General features: G+C 56.8%; 15 protein-coding genes. 6 read left to right on the plus strand and 9 right to left on the minus strand.

All coding sequences use genetic code 11. The annotated features are described in order from the left end of the window. Nucleotides 1–122: 122 nt before the first annotated feature. Nucleotides 123–1,343 (minus strand): aspartate aminotransferase family protein, encoded by a 1,221-nt coding sequence (locus AACY07_RS00965; RefSeq protein ID WP_339473119.1) that lies wholly within the window; start codon nucleotides 1,341–1,343, stop codon nucleotides 123–125. Nucleotides 1,344–1,814: 471 nt separating this feature from the next. Here AACY07_RS00965 and AACY07_RS00970 point away from each other — a divergent pair, with 471 nt between their 5' ends. After that, on the plus strand, nucleotides 1,815–6,914 hold the full coding sequence (locus AACY07_RS00970; protein ID WP_339473121.1) for an NEL-type E3 ubiquitin ligase domain-containing protein: 5,100 nt from the start codon (nucleotides 1,815–1,817) through the stop codon (nucleotides 6,912–6,914). A 2-nt stretch (nucleotides 6,915–6,916) separates the two neighbouring features. Here AACY07_RS00970 and argR read toward each other — a convergent pair whose 3' ends face one another. From argR to acs, 7 genes are all read right to left on the minus strand, one after another. After that, on the minus strand, nucleotides 6,917–7,897 hold the full coding sequence (argR, locus tag AACY07_RS00975) for a transcriptional regulator ArgR (protein WP_133077309.1): 981 nt from the start codon (nucleotides 7,895–7,897) through the stop codon (nucleotides 6,917–6,919). A gap of 115 nt (nucleotides 7,898–8,012) precedes the next feature. After that, complete coding sequence (locus tag AACY07_RS00980) at nucleotides 8,013–8,777, minus strand: ABC transporter ATP-binding protein (RefSeq protein ID WP_019823425.1); 765 nt, start codon at nucleotides 8,775–8,777, stop codon at nucleotides 8,013–8,015. 23 nt (nucleotides 8,778–8,800) lie between these two features. After that, on the minus strand, nucleotides 8,801–9,913 hold the full coding sequence (locus AACY07_RS00985) for a succinylglutamate desuccinylase/aspartoacylase family protein (protein WP_339473123.1): 1,113 nt from the start codon (nucleotides 9,911–9,913) through the stop codon (nucleotides 8,801–8,803). Between the two features lie 3 nt (nucleotides 9,914–9,916). Next, nucleotides 9,917–10,615: an ABC transporter permease gene (locus AACY07_RS00990; RefSeq protein ID WP_016782124.1), complete on the minus strand. Its 699-nt coding sequence runs from the start codon at nucleotides 10,613–10,615 to the stop codon at nucleotides 9,917–9,919. Then, on the minus strand, nucleotides 10,612–11,301 hold the full coding sequence (locus AACY07_RS00995; protein ID WP_133077307.1) for an ABC transporter permease: 690 nt from the start codon (nucleotides 11,299–11,301) through the stop codon (nucleotides 10,612–10,614). Before AACY07_RS00995 ends, AACY07_RS00990 begins: the two co-directional genes overlap by 4 nt. 91 nt (nucleotides 11,302–11,392) lie before the next feature. Continuing rightward, nucleotides 11,393–12,166: an ABC transporter substrate-binding protein gene (locus AACY07_RS01000; protein WP_133077306.1), complete on the minus strand. Its 774-nt coding sequence runs from the start codon at nucleotides 12,164–12,166 to the stop codon at nucleotides 11,393–11,395. Nucleotides 12,167–12,801: 635 nt separating this feature from the next. Next, entirely contained in the window at nucleotides 12,802–14,757 is a 1,956-nt protein-coding gene (acs, locus tag AACY07_RS01005) for an acetate--CoA ligase (RefSeq protein ID WP_133077304.1), read from the minus strand. Between the two features lie 415 nt (nucleotides 14,758–15,172). Between acs and AACY07_RS01010 the strand changes: the two genes are divergently transcribed. From AACY07_RS01010 to AACY07_RS01025, 4 genes are all read left to right on the plus strand, one after another. Then, the gene (locus AACY07_RS01010) at nucleotides 15,173–15,436 is read left to right on the plus strand and encodes a DUF2790 domain-containing protein (protein ID WP_133077303.1); all 264 of its coding nucleotides are present in this window, start codon (nucleotides 15,173–15,175) and stop codon (nucleotides 15,434–15,436) included. 143 nt (nucleotides 15,437–15,579) lie between these two features. Continuing rightward, nucleotides 15,580–15,837: a heme utilization protein gene (locus AACY07_RS01015; protein ID WP_339473124.1), complete on the plus strand. Its 258-nt coding sequence runs from the start codon at nucleotides 15,580–15,582 to the stop codon at nucleotides 15,835–15,837. A 503-nt stretch (nucleotides 15,838–16,340) separates the two neighbouring features. Beyond that, nucleotides 16,341–17,591 carry a ribonucleotide-diphosphate reductase subunit beta gene (locus AACY07_RS01020; protein ID WP_339473125.1) on the plus strand — a complete coding sequence of 417 codons (1,251 nt, stop codon included), beginning with the start codon at nucleotides 16,341–16,343 and terminating at the stop codon, nucleotides 17,589–17,591. Between the two features lie 275 nt (nucleotides 17,592–17,866). Beyond that, nucleotides 17,867–18,184 (plus strand): helix-turn-helix transcriptional regulator, encoded by a 318-nt coding sequence (locus tag AACY07_RS01025; protein WP_339473126.1) that lies wholly within the window; start codon nucleotides 17,867–17,869, stop codon nucleotides 18,182–18,184. 12 nt (nucleotides 18,185–18,196) lie between these two features. Here the strand turns inward: AACY07_RS01025 and AACY07_RS01030 are convergent, their stop codons facing one another. Further along, nucleotides 18,197–19,222, minus strand: a complete 1,026-nt coding sequence (locus tag AACY07_RS01030; RefSeq protein WP_339473127.1) for an MBL fold metallo-hydrolase — start codon at nucleotides 19,220–19,222, stop codon at nucleotides 18,197–18,199. Nucleotides 19,223–19,496: 274 nt separating this feature from the next. Between AACY07_RS01030 and AACY07_RS01035 the strand changes: the two genes are divergently transcribed. Further along, complete coding sequence (locus AACY07_RS01035) at nucleotides 19,497–20,582, plus strand: diguanylate cyclase (RefSeq protein WP_339473128.1); 1,086 nt, start codon at nucleotides 19,497–19,499, stop codon at nucleotides 20,580–20,582. The last annotated feature ends 28 nt before the right edge of the window (nucleotides 20,583–20,610 follow it).

The following is a 20,610-nucleotide window of genomic DNA, read 5'->3' on the forward strand; positions in this document are numbered from 1 at the left end:
GGGCTTGCTCGCGATGGCATCAGCGCGGTTGTGCAGACAGACCGCGGTGCTGCGATCGCGAGCAAGCCCGCTCCCACATTAATTCGGTTCGACGCCCGGCAAGCCGGGCGTCGAGGTCACACTCAGGCTTGCGTCAGATTCTTTACGGCGCGTTCGAAGCGGTTCAGGCCCTCTTCGATATCGGCTTCTTCTACCACCAGGCTTGGCGCAAAGCGCACCACGTCGGGGCCAGCCTGCAAAATCATCAGGTTTTCTTTTTCGCAGGCGTTAAAAATATCTTTGGCCCGGCCTTTCCAGGCATCGTTCAACACGCAGCCGATCAACAGGCCCATGCCACGCACTTCAGTGAACAGGCCGTATTGCTGGCCGATCTGCTCAAGGCGGGTTTTGAACTGATCGTGTTTGGTTTTGACGCCAGCCAGCACTTCAGGGGTGTTGATCACATCAATCACCGCATTGCCCACCGCGCATGCCAGCGGGTTGCCGCCGTAGGTGGTGCCGTGAGTACCGACAACCAGATGCTTGGCCAGTGCTTCGGTGGTCAGCATGGCTGCGATCGGGAAACCGCCGCCCAGGCTCTTGGCGCTGGTCAGGATGTCCGGGGTCACGCCGTAATGCATGTAGGCAAACAGCTGGCCGGTACGGCCCATGCCGGTTTGCACTTCGTCGAACACCAGCAGCGCGTTGTGCTCGTCGCACAGCTCGCGGGCGCCTTGCAGGTATGCCTGCTCGGCTGGCAGCACGCCGCCTTCACCTTGAATCGGCTCCAGTACCACCGCGCAGGTCTTGTCCGAAATGGCCGCTTTGAGTGCGTCAAGATCGTTGAACGGAACGTGGGTAATGCCGGTGATTTTCGGACCAAAGCCGTCGGAGTACTTCGACTGCCCGCCGACGTTCACGGTAAACAGCGTACGACCGTGGAAGCTGTTGAGTGCGGCGATGATTTCGTACTTCTCGCTGCCGAACCGATCAAAGGCCACACGACGGGCCAGCTTGAAGGCGGCTTCGTTGGCTTCGGCACCGGAGTTACAGAAGAACACACGCTCGGCAAAGGTCGAGTCCACCAGCTTTTTGGCCAGGCGCAGCGCCGGCTCGTTGGTGAAAACGTTGGATACGTGCCACAGGGTATTGGCCTGCTCGGTCAGCGCGCCGACCAGTGCCGGATGCGCATGCCCCAACACGTTAACGGCAATGCCGCCAGCGAAGTCGATCAATTCACGACCGGCCTGGTCCCACACTCGGGAACCGGCGCCGCGCACAGGAATAAAGGCTGCAGGCGCGTAGTTGGGAACCATGACCTGATCGAAATCGGCGCGTTGCACCTGGGCTTGCTCAACGGACATCGGAGTCTCCTGAAGAGGAACGCCTGCCTAAACTGGCGAGCGATGGGAGGATTGTAGGGACACACGGGGGGCACGCCTTGTCGCCAAGCGACAACTTCTTATAGCGCCCAACCATGATTTTCCAAGGCATTACGACAATGCGACATATTCCGTCACAAAGGCGCAGTTTAAACGCTGAGCCACTTTTACGGCAGCACTCTGGCGTTTTGTTTGCGCGAAAAGCGTGAGCGTTTCCAGAGCGGCTCAGGCGGACCGCTTTCGGGTGCCAAATGTGTATCGGCTGAACGCTGTTTTTTGATCGGAACCCCAGTGGGTTGAGCAGGTATTTGCGCTTTTTTTCAGTCCCGGGCTGGCCGATCTTGATGGCCACTCTTCGAGGTAATTGCACGGTGTCGACTTGGGCCAGGGCCTGGGCAACGACGCCAGGCTGATGCGCACCCTCTTGTTCCACTCTCTGAAAATGGACTCATCATGAGCAGCATTCCCGAAAACCCGCCCCCCCCCGAACAGCTGTTTCACTACAGCCCTCACTTCACCCATGTGAGCAAGGCCCTTCCGAGCTGGGCGGGGCACTTGAAAACCCCCGACTTGCAGCGTCTGAAAACAATCAAACCAACCCTGCACCGCTCCCTTGCAACCCTCACCGCCACTCAAAACCGCACCTTCAAAAACACACTGACCGAGCGCTGGGCCGCACACGGCGCTGTGAACCAGCAACTTGAGCACATCCTCGATGTGCGCGCCTTTGCCGAACCGTTGCTCAAGCGACTGATCAAGCAACGCCACGGCCTGGACCTGGACGTCAACCAGATCTACATCAACCTTTACATCCCTACCTACCTGCCAGTGATCGGCCTCCGGGACAGCGGCTCTACAACGTGGCGCGCGTCGTTACTGGACGCCGCCCTGCACAACTTCGAGCTGCATGAAACCCTGCCCTATGCCTACGAGCCTGACTCCGGCTATATCACTCGCCCCGACGAGCTAGGTCATTACAAACTCAAGGACGATATCACCGAAAAAATGCCGGTACTGGCCTTCACCGCTTTGTGCCGCGCACTCAACCTTGGCGCCCGCTATGACGCTCATCTGCGAACCCATCTGGGGCTCAATGACCGTGCCAGGCAACTACGACTAAAAAACACCCTGGGCGAATGCCATCAGGCCGATCTCAAGGCTGACCTGCTCCATGGGGTTCTCACCCGGCAAATGCACGCGCCCCTGTACGAGTCTTTGAATGGCTTTATCAGCGGCACGAGCGACAAGTGGCTGACCTACAGCCTCTCGGTGTGCGCATTGGCGGCAGAGGGACCGGTCATCTTCATTCCCGAGCATCAGCGCTCCATTGTGGTGTACCTCCCCCACGATCCGCTGCACCCGATAAAAGAATACTCATCCATCGGTAGCTTTGTTGAGCACCTGACCGCACGCCTGAGCGCTGACGACTACCAGCATTTCTTCCGTCGTTTCATCCCTCACGAGCATCTGGCGACGTACTTTTCAGCATTGAAAAGAACCTACTTCCACATCATCACCGACGCCCCCAATGCCCCCGAGCTGGAAGACCGCGACTTCGGGGTCAGACAATCCCTGATCCCGATCGACAACCCACTGCTCGATTGTTCGATTGAACCGATCACTGAGGACCTGTGGGAAACCCTCTACAGCAGAAAACTGGCCAGGATATTCAGTGACGCGAAGAGCATTGCCGTCTCTACCGACGCAGAAGACCGCAAGACCCGCCAGGATCGACTGGAGCGCTGGAAGCGCATCGGCCTGGCCCTGTTCAATGCGGCAGCCTTTGTCATCGCTCCGTTTGTGCCGGTGGTCGGCGAGCTGATGCTGCTACAAATGGCCTATCAACTGCTGGATGACGTCTATGAGGGCGTGCACGACTGGGTGGAAGGCCAGACAACCGAGGCCTTCGAGCATTTGATTGCAGTGCTGGAAAGCACAGTACAGGCAGGGCTGTTTGCCGCAGGAGGACACATCGTCAGTGACCTGCTGCCAACATCGTCAGCCTTCGTAGAGGGCATGACACCCGTGACGGGCAGCGACGGCAACACCCGGCTATGGAATCCTGACATCAGCGTCTACAACCACAAGTTGAATGTGCCCGACAGCGTAGCCACTGACGAACTGGGCCTGCGACACCACAACGATCAAATGCTGCTGACACTTAACAGCACCGCCCTGGCTGAGCACACCCTGGTACTTGAGAAAGCCGAAGGCGCGCAGCAGTTCACCCTGCACCATCCCACTCGCCCGCACGCGTACCGGCCCAAAATCCTGCATAACGGCGAAGGGGCCTGGTTGATGGAGGGCGAGCGCCCGCAGACCTGGGAGGATGCCACCCTGATGCGGCGACTGGGGCATGCAACGGACGGACTCAGCGACACGGAACTGCAAAACCTGCGACGTGTCAGTGCGACCTCCAATGGGGTCTTGCGCCGGGTACACATGAACAGCGAGAAGATCCCGCCCTTGCTCAAGGACAGCCTGACGCGCTTGAAGCTGCACAAACAAAACATCAAGGATATTGAGCATGTGCGCCAGGGCCTGACCACGTCAGAGAAGAGCAACTGGCTTGAAAGTCTGCCAACCGAGTTGCAAGGCTGGCCTGCGGAAAAGGTACTGGCCATCTACTCGGATCAAACACTGTCCGGCCAGCCCCATGTGTACGGCAACCGTGACGCCCTGCCTGAAGACACGTTGAAAATATCCCAGGGCGAGGTCAAGCAGGGACAGCTTTGGTCACTGATTGTCGACAGCCTCGACTCAAGCCAGCTCAACGCTTTGCTGGGCCCCGAGACCGTCAAGGCGGATCCCGTGAAAGCACTCCACGCCAAAGTGGCCGATTACGCCTATCAGCGCCGGGAAGATATTTTCAACCACACCTACGCCAGAGAGCGACTCACGCATCGCCCCCAGGCCCGATTGATTGAAACCGCCTTTGCGCAGCTTCCCGCCCCCGCGACCCAGGCCATGATCGATACCGCCAGCACCCTTGAAAAGAAAGACTTGCTGATTGATCAAAATCTGCCGCTACGGATCAGGAACTTGGCCACGGAGTTGCAAATCCAGACAAGGATCGCCCACGCACAGGAAGGGCTATTTGAAGAAGACCTGGTCAGCCCCGACGCCGAGAAAGCCGCCATTAACACGCTGAGAATGCACACCGACGCCATCAGCGACCTTAAGCTCGATGTTCGGGAATCCGTAGTGGACGGGGCTTCGCGCCATGCCCATCACCCGGAGGGGGCCAGTCAGTCACGAGTCATCGTGCGGCTGGGGCCGGGCAAGTACGAAGTTTATGATGAGCATGGGGCATTGCTACACCCGGCCTCGGGCTTCTACAGCGCCCTTCAGAAATCACTGCCCGATACCAGCCTCGAACACGTGAGGTCCCACCTCAAGCCTGGGCAAAACTTCAAGCAATGGCTCATCGAAAAATACCAGCTCAACAATCAGGTGCGAACCGCCCTGGAGCTTGGTAATGCCAATCGCTCCGTAGCCCTGGAGACTGAAACGCTACTGCGCGGCATCGGCAGCAGCCATATAGATCCCAACTCCCCGTCCAGCCCCCTGCAAAACCAGGTCAGAGCGCTTTACCCGATGCGCGACGAGGCCGAAATCGGGCTGATAACCGCACGCATCAACACCGAACAGGCGTTGACCCAGCTCAATGCTCTTATGGATGAAAAAAACCTGTTGTTTCGCGAACTGGATGAGTGGGTACAGTCGCCCCGCGCCAGCTCAGCATCAGACACCGACGGCCTCGAAATTCACGAAACCCGCAAATATGTCAGTGCCAGGATCAAGGACTCATGGCACACGGCAGATAAACCGCACATCAATAAGGCCGGCAGAATCGAGATACGTGCAGTGCTCGACTTTAGCAACGCCGGGCTGGGCGCTATCGAACTCGAAAGCCTGAACTTGAGCAGCCCCTTGCATCATGTCGCCGGGCTGTTTCTCGATGATTGCCAGTTGTCGTCCAGCAGTGAAGAGTTCCTGAACCACTTTCCCAACTTGCGGGTACTTTCTCTGGCGTCCAATCAGCTGGAACGCTTTCCGCCAGCCCTGACCAGGCTGCGCCGACTCAGGCAATTGACACTCCCCAACAACAAGCTGGTGATGACCCCCGAGGCACAGGATCGCCTCAATGGCCTGACGCGGCTTTTGCATCTGGACCTGAGCAACAATCCCCTTGGACAACCTCCGGCCATTGGCCAAATGCCTGAGCTCCTGACATTGACCCTGAACAGAACCGGTATCACCCAGTGGCCAGGAGGCCTTCTTTCAGTGGCCAGACCCCGAACCTTCAATTTGAGTCTGCTGGGTAACGAGATAGCAGCAGTGCCTGATTACTTGCCCGAATCCGCAGAGTCCTGGGTGGTCGCCAATACCCGTCTGGAGCGACAAAAGCTCGATCTGGACAACCAGGACCGGATTATCCGGTACCGTCAGGCGCAAGGGCTTGATCCCCATCGCACTTACCCGCCACGAGGCCTGGAAGGCAGCAAGTTTTGGCTCGACGGCACCCCCGATGAACAGGCCTTGATGCAAAGCAGCTGGGATAACGTCGAAAAAGAGCACGGATCCCAGGGCTTTTTTGAAGTCATTTCCAGAATGGAAATCCCGCCGGAGGTGTTCGAGACCGAAAGTGACAGGATCAACTATGAAGAAGCCTGGGAGGATCTGACCAGCAAAGTGTGGCGACTGATCGATGCCGCCCATAACGATACCCGGATGCGCGAAAAACTCTTCACCCTTGCCAGCGCCCCCACGCATTGCGCGGATGCCGGGGCACAGATTTTCAATGCGATGGGCCTTGAGGTCATGGCCTACGAATACTACGAAGCAGCAAGCACTGCCAAGGTACTGAAAAACAACCTCATCACCCTGGCACGAGGCAAGGCCAGGTTGGCGAAAATCCATGATATCGCCCGCGCTGACGTCGCGCTGCGGGTAAAGCCTGTCAGCGAAGGTGGCCTGGGTTTGAGGTTCAGCTCTGAAGTCATCGATGGTGTACCCGGCACCGTGGATGAGGTCGAAGTGCACACCGGCTATCAGGCTCGCCTGAGCTCCAGCCTCGAACTGCCCTGGGTACCCAATTACATGGTGTACCGCCTAACCGCAGGGGTGGGGGACGCGGAATTTACGCGGGCCTACAACGTGATCAAGGAGGGCGAAAAAGGTGATGCCCTGGTTAACCAGATCCTGGCAGAAGCGCCGTTCTGGGAAACCTACTTGAACAAAACCTATCCCGGCAAAATTGAAGACAATGCACGGATATTCGACGAACGCGTGGACTGGCTGAATCAGTTGCTGGAGTTGCAAAACGCCTGGGTCAAGTCACAGGCCCAACTGCAAAATCGCGATCCGGTGTTGAGAGCTTCGTTGGTAGAAATAGCCGCAAAACTGAAGGTCACTGAAGCTGAAGTGCTGACTCAAGCGCCCCTCAGCGACAGCCTGTACAACCGGATTTACCTGGAGCTTGCCGACGAGCGCATGGAAGTCAGCCGCAAAATGACCCGTGACGCCCTTGTCCAGGCCAGGTTGCTCTAACTTCAGCCACGCTCGGCAGGAGCCGAAGACAACTCGAACGGGCTGCTGCTTCGGCGTTGATTGCGGTCTTCACGGGGTGTGGCGCCAAAGAAGTTGCGATACGCACTGGAGAAATGCGGCCCCGATGAAAAGCCGCAGGACAAGCCGATCTGGATAATCGACTTGCTGGTTTGCATCAGCATCTGCCGAGCCTTGTTCAGGCGCAGTTCCAGGTAATACTGGCTAGGCACGCGGTTGAGGTATTGCTTGAAAATCCGCTCCAACTGCCGACGGGATACGCACACATGCTGGGCGATTTCGTCGGTGGTCAGGGGTTCTTCGATGTTGGCCTCCATCAGCAACACGGCCTGGGTCAGCTTGGGATGGCTGGAGCCAAGACGGTTTTGCAGCGGAATGCGCTGGCGCTCGCCACCTTCGCGGATGCGCTCCACCACCAGCTCTTCGGACACCGCACCGGCCAGTTCAGCCCCGTGATCGCGAGCCAGAACAGCCAGCAACAAATCGAGCACCGACAACCCGCCACAGGCGCTCAGACGATCACGGTCCCAGTCAAACAAGTGACTGGTGGCAATCACCTTGGGGAAACGCTCGGCAAAATCGTCCTGCCAGCGCCAATGCACGGCAGCACGATAACCATCGAGCAAACCTAGTTGCGCCAGCGGATACACTCCGGCCGACAGCCCGCCAATCACACACCCTGCCCGCACCAGTTGCTTGAGCGCACTGCTCAAGGCCGGAGCCAGGGTGGTCGGGGGTTCGTCAGCCAACAGGAACAGCTTTTGGCAGCCTTCAAGCTTGCCGTTCCAGGGCTCGCCGGGCAATTTCCAGGCGCCCTCGGGCGCAGGCTCCGCCTGCAGGAACAACAACTCGTAGACGACTTCAGGATGCACGCGCTGAGCAACACGCAACGCTTCCTCGGCCAGCGCCAGGGTCAAGGCTTTGGTGCTGGGCCAAATGAGGAAACCAATTCGATGGGCGGTCATAGCGTGCTATCCGGAACGAAAACGGGAATAAAACCTGTGCACCCGGCCTAAGCCAACTGCGCTGGATGCGGAGCATGACCTATTTTGGTGCACAGAGGCAGTCTTAAAATTGCAGTTACTTCAAGCTGCCCGACAGAAACTGCTGCAACCGCTCGCACTGTGGATTAACCAGCACTTCACGGGGGTTGCCGCTTTCTTCAACAATACCTTTGTGCAGGAATACCAACTGGTTCGACACTTCACGGGCAAAGCCCATTTCGTGGGTCACTACCACCATGGTCCGGCCTTCCAGAGCCAGGTCCTGCATCACCTTCAGCACATCACCCACAAGCTCCGGGTCGAGGGCTGAGGTCGGCTCATCGAACAGCATGACCTCAGGCTCCATCGCCAGTGCACGGGCAATCGCCACACGCTGCTGCTCACCGCCGGACATATGGCCCGGGTAGGCATCCTTGCGATGGGACACACCTACCTTGTTGAGGTAGTGCTCGGCTTTTTCACGGGCTTCGGATTTGGTCATCCCCAGCACATGCACCGGCGCTTCCATGATGTTTTCCAGTGCGGTCATGTGCGACCACAGGTTGAAATGCTGAAACACCATCGACAAACGCGAGCGCATGCGCTGCAGCTGCTTGGGATCAGCGGCCTTGAGAGCGCCGTCCTTGTTGGCAATCAGCTTGAGCTCTTCGCCATTGAGCAGGATCTTGCCGGCATGGGGCTGCTCGAGCAGGTTGATGCAACGCAAAAAGGTACTTTTGCCGGAGCCACTGGAGCCGATGATGCTGATCACATCGCCTGCCTTGGCGGCCAGTGAAACGCCTTTGAGCACTTCATGACTGCCATAGCGTTTATGCAGGTCTTGGACTTCAAGTTTGTACATGCTGTCGGTTCTCACAAAAACAGTCAGTCGTTGAGCAAGCGCCCGTGGCGCAAAGGCTCGCGCCCCGCCACTTTAGCCAGCCAGAAACCGGGTTGGGCATAACGCAGTCGCTCAACGGCAAATAACACGCCGGATGTGCCTGCGCATACCGTACTGACCCGGTCAGATAAAGGATCAATCACTTCGAACAGCGGCTCGCCAGTCTCTACCCAGGCGCCCACCGGTCGTAAAAAACTCACCACACCGGGGTGCGGTGCAAATAACAGCTCAGTGCCTTCAAACGGCATCCCTTCGCACGTTTCATACTGCGCAGCAGGCCATTGGCCCGTGATCAGCCCCTGCTCGGCCAGAAACGCCAGAATGCCCTCGGCATAAGCTTCGGCCTCTGGGCGTCCGGTGTCTGCCTGCCCTCCCAGCTCCAGCGTGGTCGACATGCAAGCCAAAGGGATCTGCGCGTCGCTGAACTGGCGCTGCAACCGCAACCAGGGCACCGAGCAGGCTTCATCGAAGGAACTGCCGCCCGAATCTTCGGCCAACAGACCCACACGCACATCCAGCTGCGCAGCCAGAGAACGCCACTGCGGCCAATGCTGAGGCAAGGCGTACATGTGCAGTGCGGCGTCGGTCTCGCAATGCAAGTCGAGCACAATGTCAGCACTGCAGGCATGGCTGAGCAACACACGCTGCATACCTTGCAACTGACTGGCCGCAGGGGGCAGTTCAGACAATACATCCATCATCGTCTGACGGATCAGTCGGGTGTTGGCGTGGGGATCATCCCCCAGGCACCCGGCCAGTCTCTGCGCTACCGGTTCGCTCAACTCAACGAAATCACGGTTGAAATTCTTGCCGCTGCCAAACTCAAAGCGGCCCTGATGGCTGCCCTGCAGCAATTGGCCAAGCCCCAGGGGATTGGCCACGGGCACCAGCTCGATCACACCGTTCAAGGCGCCTTGTGCTTCAAGCTCGGCCAGACGTTTCTTCAGCTCCCAGGCACACCGCATGCCCGGCAGTTCGTCGGCATGCAAGCTGGCCTGGATATAGGCCTTGCGCTCACCTGCACCGAAACGAAACACCGTCAAGTGGCGCTCAGAACCCAGGGTACTCCACGGCAACACGTGATCAATACGTTCCATGGGTCAGGCCTTGCGCGGGGCCATGTAGCCCAGCCAGCGGCGCTCGGCCAGTTTGAACAGGCGCACCAGAATGAAGGTCAGGCACAGGTAGAAAGCACCTGCCGTGATGTAGGCCTCAAACGGCAAGTAGTACTGCGCATTGACGGTACGTGCAGCGCCCGTAATGTCGATGAGGGTCACGATGGAGGCCAGACTGGTGGTCTGCAACATCATGATCACTTCGTTGCTGTATTGCGGCAGCGCCCGGCGCATGGCCGACGGCAGCAAAATACGGCGGTACATTTTGGACCGCGACATCCCCATGGCCTTGGCCGCCTCAATCTCGCCATTAGGCGTGGCCCTGAGGCTACCGGCTATGATTTCTGCAGTGTAGGCGCTGGTGTTGATCGCAAACGCCAGGCATGCGCAGAAGGTTGCGCTGGACAGCAGTGGCCACATGAAGCTGTCACGAATGACTTCGAACTGGGCCAGGCCGTAGTAGATCAAAAAAAGCTGTACCAGCATCGGCGTGCCGCGAATCACGTAGGTAAACAGCCAGGCCGGGAAGTTGACCCACGCCTGCTTGGAGACCCGCATCAGCCCCAGTGGCACTGCTGCGAGCAGGCCGAAAAAGAGTGAAATGCCCAGCAATTTCACGGTTTCCAGCAGCCCGCTCAAGTACAGCGGCATGCTGGCCCAGATGACGTTGTAGTCAAAGATCATAGCTCAGCCGCCCTTACGCCTACCGAGTAGCGCTTCTCAAGTTGTCGCAACGCCAGCAGCGAAACACTGGTCAACACCAGATACATTGCCGCTACGGCCAGGAAGAAGGTGAACGGCTCGCGGGTGGCATCAGCCGCCTGCTTGGCCTTGAACATCATGTCTTGCAAGCCGACCACCGAAATCAGGGCCGTGGCTTTGGTCAATACCAGCCAGTTATTGGTAAAACCCGGAATCGCCAGGCGAATCATCTGCGGCACCAATACCCGGAAAAACACCTGAAACGAACTCATGCCATACGCCATGCCGGCCTCAGCCTGCCCCTTGGGGATGGCCATGAACGCACCACGAAAGGTTTCGGACAGGTAGGCACCGAAAATGAAGCCCAGGGTGCCGATACCGGCCGCCAGCGGATTCAAGTCGATATAGTCGTCGTAGCCCAGCATCGGCGCCACGCGATTGAGCAAATCCTGGCCACCGTAAAAGATCAGCAAAATCAGCACCAGATCGGGAATCCCGCGGATTACCGTCGAATACAGATCGCCCATCCAGGCCAGCCAGCGTACCGGCGACAAGCGTAACGAAACACCGATCAGACCTAGAACAATGGCCAGGGCCATGGACGACAAGGCGAGCTGAAGCGTCAGCCAAGCGCCATCGAGGATGACAGCCCCGTAGCCTTTCAACATGATTCAGGTCCTCAGAAATGGGGATGAAAAAATGGCGCAAACTTCAGAGAATCTGTTGCTTGCGCCATTTCGGACTTACCGCTGCGATGTATTACTGACCGTAAATATCGAAGTTGAAGTATTTGTCCTGGATTTGCTTGTACTTGCCGTTTTCACGGATAGCGGTAATTGCAGTGTTGATCTTGTCTTTGAGGGCATCGCCCTTGCGCACTGCGATACCTACGCCGTCACCAAAATATTTGACGTCGGTGAATGCCGGACCCGCAAATGCATAGCCTTTACCCGCCGGGGTTTTCAGGAAACCGTCTTCGAGCAGGGTGGCGTCTGCAACGGTGCCATCAAGGCGGCCCGCTTCTACGTCCAGATAGATTTCGTTCTGCGAACCGTAAGGAACAACGGTTGCACCTTTAGGCGCCAGAACTTCCTTGGCAAAACGGTCGTGGATCGAGCCGCGCTGTACGCCGATTTTCTTGCCCTTGAGCTCTTCAAGGTTATCGCCGACCACAGTGCCTTCCTTCATCACCAGACGTGCCGGAGTGAGGTAGTACTTGTTGGTGAAATCAACCGACTTCTTGCGGTCTTCGGTAATCGACATCGAGGACAGGATGGCGTCGATCTTGCGCACTTTCAGCGCAGGAATCAGACCGTCGAATTCTTGTTCGACCCACACACACTTGACCTGCATCTGCTCGCACAGAGCATTACCGATGTCGTAGTCAAAACCCACGATACTGCCATCCGGGGCCTTGGAGGCGAACGGAGGGTACGCCGCTTCAATACCAATCTTCAGAGGTTTATCAGCAGCAAAAGCCTGCAGGGACAGCACGGACAGTGCCAGGGCGCCAAGAAGCACGAGTTTCTTCATCTTAGGACTCCATCGGTAAAGGGCAATAAATGCAGAGTGAGCCTAGGCCCAATATGCGGAGGTTAAACCGGGAATGCGGCGCCACGTCCTACTGGCGTTGCACTGGGATCAGCACAACAACGACGAGCGAGTGATCGGCATTCTAACGACAGGCTTCAAGCCGTAATTTCTTCAATGCGACAACTAATTACAGATGCACCGAAAAAGGCGACCCTAGGCATTGACAGCTCTCCAAAATAATGCAAGAGCAAAAGATGTAGAACCTATATGAGTTGCAAATAGCGGGCCTATTATTCGCAAACCCTTCTATTCCGGCAAGTGTAGCGTTTCATCTTATTTTATGACGGGCTGAAAAGGGCTCTAAATCAGTGCTTTGGGTATCGCAAAGCCCCACCTTGGAGCAGCCGGTTACACATTCGGTAACACCGAGGGCCTACACCTACAGGAGCAACCGTCTTACTGGTCCTAAATACCCCTGTGGGAGCGGGCTTGCTCGCGATACAGGCGATGCGGTGTGCCAGACAAACCTGACTGCTGCCATCGCGAGCAAGCCCGCTCCCACTGCAGATTCCAGGCCACCATAAAAAAGCCCCGCCAGGCAACGCCGGACGGGGCTCGATGACACTCAGCACGTGTTATGCGACTTTCATGCCTTTGTGGGTTTCAATCAAGTGCTGCACCACACCCGGGTCAGCCAGGGTAGAGATATCACCCAGACCATCGTATTCACCGGTGGCAATCTTGCGCAAAATGCGGCGCATGATTTTGCCCGAGCGGGTTTTCGGCAGCCCCGGTGCCCACTGGATGACATCCGGCGAGGCGATCGGGCCGATTTCCTTGCGCACCCAGTTTTTCAACTCAAGGCGCAGCGCTTCACTCGGCTCTTCGCCACCATTGAGCGTGACGTAGACATAGATCCCCTGCCCCTTGATGTCATGCGGCACGCCGACAACTGCGGCCTCGGCAACTTTAGGGTGCGCCACCATCGCGCTTTCGATTTCGGCGGTACCCATCCGGTGGCCGGACACGTTGAGCACGTCATCCACGCGACCCGTGATCCAGTAGTAGCCATCCTCATCGCGACGCGCGCCGTCACCGGTGAAGTACATGCCACGGAAGGTCTTGAAGTAGGTGTCGACGAAACGGTCGTGATCGCCATACAGGGTCCGCGCCTGCCCCGGCCACGAATCCAGAATCACCAGGTTGCCTTCGGCAGCCCCTTCTATAAGGTTACCCAGGTTATCCACCAGCCCCGGTACCACGCCGAAGAACGGACGCGCCGCAGAGCCCGGCTTGAGTGCGTGCGCCCCCGGCAGCGGGCTCATCATGCAAGCACCGGTCTCGGTCTGCCACCAGGTATCCACGATCGGGCAACGCTCCTTGCCCACGGTTGTGTAGTACCAGTTCCAGGCCTCAGGGTTGATCGGTTCGCCCACCGAACCCAGCAAGCGCAAGCTGGAGCCATCGGCATCCTTAACCGCAGCCTGACCTTCAGCCATCATGGCGCGAATGGCGGTTGGCGCGGTGTAGAGAATGTTGACCTTGTGCTTGTCGACAATTTTCGACACGCGGGTGATGTCCGGATAGTTCGGCACACCTTCAAACAACAGGGTGGTCGCGCCATTGGCCAACGGCCCGTAAACGATATAGGTGTGACCGGTCACCCAGCCCACATCGGCCGTGCACCAGTAAATCTCGCCAGGACGGTAATCGAACACGCGCTCGTGGGTCAGTGCCGCATAGAGCAGATAGCCGCCCGTGGTGTGCTGAACGCCCTTGGGCTTGCCGGTTGAGCCAGAGGTATACAGGATGAACAGGGCTTCTTCGGCCCCCATTTCTTTCGGAGCGCAGTGCTTCGAAGCAACGGCCATCAAGTCGTGGTACCAGATGTCACGGTGCTTGTACCAGGCGATGTCGCCACCGGTACGCTTGAACACAATGATCTTCTGCACACTGGAAGTGTCCGGGTTGGTCAATGCCACATCGACATTGGCCTTGAGCGCTGTGCGCTTGCCACCACGCAGACCTTCGTCAGCGGTAATGACGACCTTGGATTTGCAATCGATGATCCGTCCGGCCAGTGCCTCAGGAGAGAAACCGCCAAACACCACGGAGTGAATCGCGCCGATCCGGGTACAGGCCAGCATGGCGACTACGGCTTCAGGCACCATCGGCATATAGATAGTAACGACATCACCACGGTGCACATCCTGACCGCGCAGGGCGTTGGCCAGCTTGCACACTTCTTCGTGCAGTTCGCGGTAGGTGATGTTGCGCTGCTCGGAAGGGTCATCCCCTTCCCAGATGATAGCGACCTGATCGCCGCGCTCGGCAAGGTGGCGATCCAGGCAGTTGTAGGAAACGTTGAGCGTGCCATCTGCAAACCATTTGATGTCGACATGATGGTCGTCGAAGGACGTCTGCTTGACGGTAGTAAAAGGCTTGATCCAGTCGAGACGCTTTGCTTGTTCGCGCCAGAAGCCATCCGGGTTGACGACGGACTGCTGGTACATCGCCTTGTAGGTCGCCTCGTCAGTCAGCGTGTTGGCAGCGACTTCAGGGCGTACGGGATACAGGGAAGCGGCACTCATGTTTCATACCTCAATGCTTGTAGTTGTTGTTTTATGACCCTGTTTTAGCCGGGCCAAGCCGTGAGATCCATTCGACGTTGGTAGTAAGAAACACGCAAAAAAACTATGGTTTTTCTGCGCAAGGCTCAAGCACAGTGCTTACAGCCCGTTACGGCTGAGTGCCCGGCTTACAAACGTCCAAAACCAACCCTGTTTTCGACGATTGTTGCAGAAACTGTCAACAGTCTTTATCAAAACCCCCTCTATATGCCCGTGCGGCGCAGGCCTAAAATTCATCTCGCCAACCAAGGCACCGCGATTAACTCAAGTTACAGCCCCCACGAAGGCAAGTTTAGTCGCTCTTCATCACTCAGTTTCACACACAGCCTCACAAGGGCTGTGTGACCCCACTCGACCTAAAACAGGTAATTTTGAAATGAAAGCGTTGTTAGTTCTGGCTCTGAGCAGTGTGTGTTTAACCGCCATGGCGGATGAAACAAGCACACAGGCTACGCACCAGCAACCTGCCGTTGAACAGTATTCCTACTCTTCCGAACTGGACATTGCCAAAGTGATTTCCATGAGCGAAATCCCCAGCGTCTGCGAAGTCGTACCGGCGCAAATGGTCTACGAAGACTCCCAGGGCATGCAGCACACCCTCGAATACCGCGTGATGGGTAACGGTTGTTCCAACGGCTGATTCATCGCACCCGGTTTATTAAAGCGTTAATCAACTTACTTATATAAGCGATCCCTCGCGGCACTTAATTGCAACTTTCAACGCAACTTATATCGCCCTTGAACAGTTGTGCGCCTGCGCCTGTATCGCACGGGAATTATTAAATGAAACGCGCCTTGATAGTGGCTTTTAGTTTGTCAGTTCTGGCCAGCGCAGCGTTTGCCGCTGACGGTTATGACCGCACTCACGCAGCCAGCTTTACAGAAGACGGCTACAACAGCACACGCTCAGCCAGCTTTGCAGAAGACGGTTACGACAGCACACGCTCGGCCAGCTTTGCCGAAGATGGCTATGACAACACCCGCTCGGCAGGCTTTGCCGAAGATGGTTATGACCGTACCAACGGCCATCGCCTCAGCTGACACCGCATCGACTTAACGCCCGGTTTCGGCCGGGCTTGATCCTGCCTCGCACCAAAGCCCGACTCATTCCCCCTCTAGCCACAGGTCATTCGACCTCTTGGCCCCATGACAAAAAAACTTCTGCTGCTGTAAACCTCTCCCAGCCCCAGCCCTCCTTCAGCTCAAAATAAATTTAGGGCGTTTCGTCGCATCCCATGGAAAAAAACTGGCTGAAATACCTTGTGCAAAAGCCGTATACTCTCGCCACCAATAAGGCTTGATATATCCCCTTGACGGGCTATAAAACCACGCTGCTACGGCCTAAAGGCCCAGGGTGAGTGCAGGTACAACCTCCTCCCCTGAGCGACAGCGGTACAAGCCGGCGTACATATTCATGTTTTTGCGTGAGCACAACGCTACTGCAAGCAACATTTCTTAGATCCAAGTGGCCTGTGGCCGTGTAAAAACCAACGCATAAGTGTTTTCACACAGCTATCAGGCCCTCACGCAGGAGACGACACGTCATGCTGAGCTGGGACGAATTCGACAAAGAAGACGAAGGCGAAGTCGCTGTTAAAGGCGCCAACGCAGGCCACGCAACCGAAGCCAACATGGACCGCCTCGACGCCGCCGGCGGCGTAGCAGCCCAAGAAGCCCGTGCAGTGACCGCCAGCGACTCGGCCGCGATCGTTCGCGCCAAGGCTGCCCTGGACAACCTCGACATCGCTGAAGGTCTGGCCGAACTCGAAGGCGCTTCCGCCCGTGTTGCGGTTGACGAAAAGATGATGATCAACTGCCGCGCCGACCTCAACCAGCTCGTGCCGTTCAAGTACGACTGGGCCTGGCAGAAGTACCTGGACGGTTGCGCAAACCACTGGATGCCGCAAGAAGTCAACATGACCGCCGACATCGCCCTCTGGAAAAACCCGGAAGGCCTGACCGACGACGAGCGCCGCATCGTGATGCGCAACCTGGGCTTCTTCTCCACCGCCGACTCCCTGGTTGCCAACAACCTGGTGCTGGCCGTGTACCGCCTGATCACCAACCCGGAATGCCGCCAGTACATCCTGCGCCAGGCATTCGAAGAGGCGATCCACACCCACGCCTACCAGTACTGCATCGAATCGCTGGCCATGGATGAAGGCGAGATCTTCAACATGTACCACGAGATCCCGTCGGTCGCCAAAAAAGCCACCTGGGGCCTCAAATACACCCGTTCGATCTCCGATCCGAAGTTCGAAACCGGCACCGTTGAGACCGATAAAGAGCTGCTGCGCAACCTGATCGCCTACTACTGCGTTCTGGAAGGCATCTTCTTCTATTGCGGCTTTACCCAGATCCTGTCGATGGGTCGTCGCAACAAAATGACCGGTGTCGCCGAGCAGTTCCAATACATCCTGCGCGACGAATCCATGCACCTGAACTTCGGCATCGACGTGATCAACCAGATCAAAATCGAAAACCCGCACTTGTGGGACGCTGAAATGAAGGAAGAAGCTTCGCAGATGATCCTGCAAGGCACCCAACTGGAAATCGAATACGCTCGCGACACCATGCCGCGCGGCGTACTGGGCATGAACGCCGCGATGATGGAGGACTACCTCAAATTCATCGCCAACCGCCGCCTGTCGCAAATCGGCCTGAAAGAAGAATACCCGGGCACGACCAACCCGTTCCCATGGATGAGCGAAATCATGGACTTGAAGAAAGAGAAAAACTTCTTCGAAACGCGGGTAATTGAATACCAAACCGGCGGTGCATTGAGCTGGGATTGATACGGGGCTTGGGTTAAGTCATACGTAGCAAGCAAGAAGGGCCAACAATTGTTGGCCCTTTTTTTGTGCAAAAATTAACTGCGTGTGGCCAACAGATACGACACCCGTGAATCGACTGGGGGCAGTCCAACCGAGTGGTCGCTATCTTGAGAAGAGATAAATGAGGCGACTTTTCCGGTCGGGACTTATCAGAAAACGAGTTTGATCCACGCCAAAAATAACTGTATAAAAACACAGTATATTTTCAAGCACTGACTCAGCCCTGGAGAACACCCATGCCTCATTCAGCCACGCGCAGTACGTTTGAACGCATTGTCATTAATCAATTTACCCCGCTGCACTGCGCGCAAGCCCGCGAAATGCTTGGCTGGAATCGCGAGTATCTGAGCCAGCAGTCCGGGGTCTCAGTCCCGGCGATTGAACGCTTCGAAGCCCAAGCCCCTGTGCGCGACGTTACCCGGCTGGCCCTCGCCTACAGCCTGGAGGCGCAAGGGCTGGTGTTCTTTCCAGGGTTTGCGCCCGGTCGCGGGGGCAATGTTCGTGGCACTACACCCGACCCGATGGGCCGCGAAGACTTTGCCATGATCGAGTAAAACCCGGCCCTACTACCCCGGGGTGTGTACTTCAAGCCACCAGGCACGCCCTTTGTGGGGCTGCATCAGGTTGAACTCTTCCCCCATTTGTGGCGTTGTGATGAGTACATTGCGTTGCTCCGCCAACGCCACAATGCGGTCAAACGGCTCGGACCAGGCATGGAAAGCCAGATCAAAGGTGCCGTTGTGGATCGGCATTAACCAACGCCCATTGAGGTCGATGTGGGCTTGCAGGCTGTGCTCGGGCTGCATGTGTACATGTGGCCAATCGACGTTGTAGGCCCCCGTTTCCATTAGAGTCAGGTCGAATGGCCCAAACTGCTCACCAATCAGCTTGAAGCCGTCGAAGTACCCCGTATCGCCACTGAAGAAAATCCGCACCCCATCAATGATCATCACCCAGGATACCCAAAGCGTCTGGTTGTGATCAAACAGGCCACGGCCTGAAAAGTGCTGGGATGGAGTGGCGATAAAACGAATGCCTGCAACATGGGTTTCTTGCCACCAATCCAGTTGCTGAACTTTGCTGGCCTGTACGCCCCACTTGATCAACAGGTCGCCGACACCCAGCGGCGCCAAAAAATGCTGCGTTTTAGCCGCCAGCTGCAACACGGTTTTTTGGTCCAGGTGGTCGTAGTGATTGTGGGAAAGAATCACGGCCTCCAACGGTGGAAGCTCTTGAAGGCTGATGGGGGGAGCATGGAAACGCTTGGGGCCAATCCACTGCAGCGGTGAGGCACGCTGCGCGTAGACAGGATCGGTCAGCCAGTACTTGCCATTGAGCTTGAGCAGCAAGGTCGAGTGCCCCAATCGATAGACACTGAAGTCAGGTGCCGCAGCCAACTGTTCACAGGTTAACGCCTTGACCGGAATCACGCCTGCAGGACGTGTACTCGCAGGCTTTTGAAAAAGCATTCTCCAAAAAATACCCAAGGTCTTGCCAAGACTGGAGGACGGCCGGGCGCCATCATTTCGAAATGCACCTTGATAACGCTCAGCGGGTTTAGGCCGCTCAGCACTGCGTGAGTCGAGTGCCATGGCATGAAGCCTCCAGTGAAAAAATGAGTATTATCTTGCTTTCCGGCCTGTTAGAGGTTGATCGTCATTCTATAAGAACTAACAGTGACCACAGACATTGTCACCAACGCCGACTCGCCTTCGACTTAATAGAGCTAGTCTGCATCCATAACCGTTCCAAAAATGTGCGGAATATGTGCGATGTATTCTCGACAACCGATATCAGCAAGCAATCGACGGTCCGGGTACCCAGCGGTATCCGGGTTCATAGTCCAAACATCTCGCGCAGATAACCATGGACAATAAAAGAGGCAAAGGTTTGTCGTTTGCCAAGCGTATTTATACGCCACGTGCCATAGGTTCAGGGTTTGGCGGTCTGAGTTTGGTCGCCGCCCTGTACCCGCTCGACAAGCCCATCTGGCTATGGGGGCTGCTGCTGTTCAATGCACTCGTATGGCCACACCTGGCATTCCAATTGTCTTCACGTGCGACCTATCCGTACCGGACTGAGCGGCGCAACATCTTGATTGACTCGCTGTGTGGGGGGTTCTGGGCAGCAACCATCCAGTTCAACGCGCTGCCGACAGTCATTATTGTGTCCATGATGATGATGCATAACGTCGCGGCAGGAGGGCCAAGATTTCTCTTGTACGGTGTGTTGGCGCAGCTGGCAGGGGTCCTGATTTCGATTCTGTTTCTGGGAGCTGCCTTCACGCCTGAAACCAACAGCCTGCAAGTCTATGCCTGCATACCGGTGCTGATTCTTTACCCGTTTTCTGTAGGCATGGTCAGCTATCGCCTGGCGATAACCTTGGCCGAGCATAAACGCGCACTGAGCACCCTGAGCCGCACCGACAGCCTGACCGGGCTGCTCAATCACGGTTCATGGAAAGACCTGCTGCACCTGAGCTTCCTGCAAAGCCGGGAGAGTCATTCACCCGCCACCCTGGCCCTGATTGATATCGACCATTTCAAGCAGATCAATGATACCTACGGGCATATCGTCGGTGATTGTGTACTGCGCCAGCTCAGCAAGGAGCTCAAGGACAACTTGCGCGCTCAAGACCTGGCTGGTCGGTATGGCGGTGATGAATTCTGCATCATCCTGCCCAACCGCTCTCTGCATCAGGCCCAGGAAATCATGGAGCGACTGCGTCAGGTTTTTTGCAACTTTCAACACGCCGACGACCCCGAACTGCGGATAAGCGTAAGCCTGAGCATTGGACTGGCTTCCTGCCGCCCCGAGTTTCAAAACGCCTCCACCTGGCTGAACGAAGCCGATAAAGCGCTGTATATCGCAAAAAATACAGGCCGTAACAAAATCTGTGTCGGCGCCGCAGACACGTGTCCAGAGTCAGTATTCAGCAGCCGCCCGGAGTAGATCCATCACGTACCCGAGATGAGAAGAA

Origin of the sequence: Pseudomonas sp. RL_5y_Pfl2_69 (genome assembly GCF_963970465.1) — a bacterium.
Taxonomy (GTDB): domain Bacteria; phylum Pseudomonadota; class Gammaproteobacteria; order Pseudomonadales; family Pseudomonadaceae; genus Aquipseudomonas.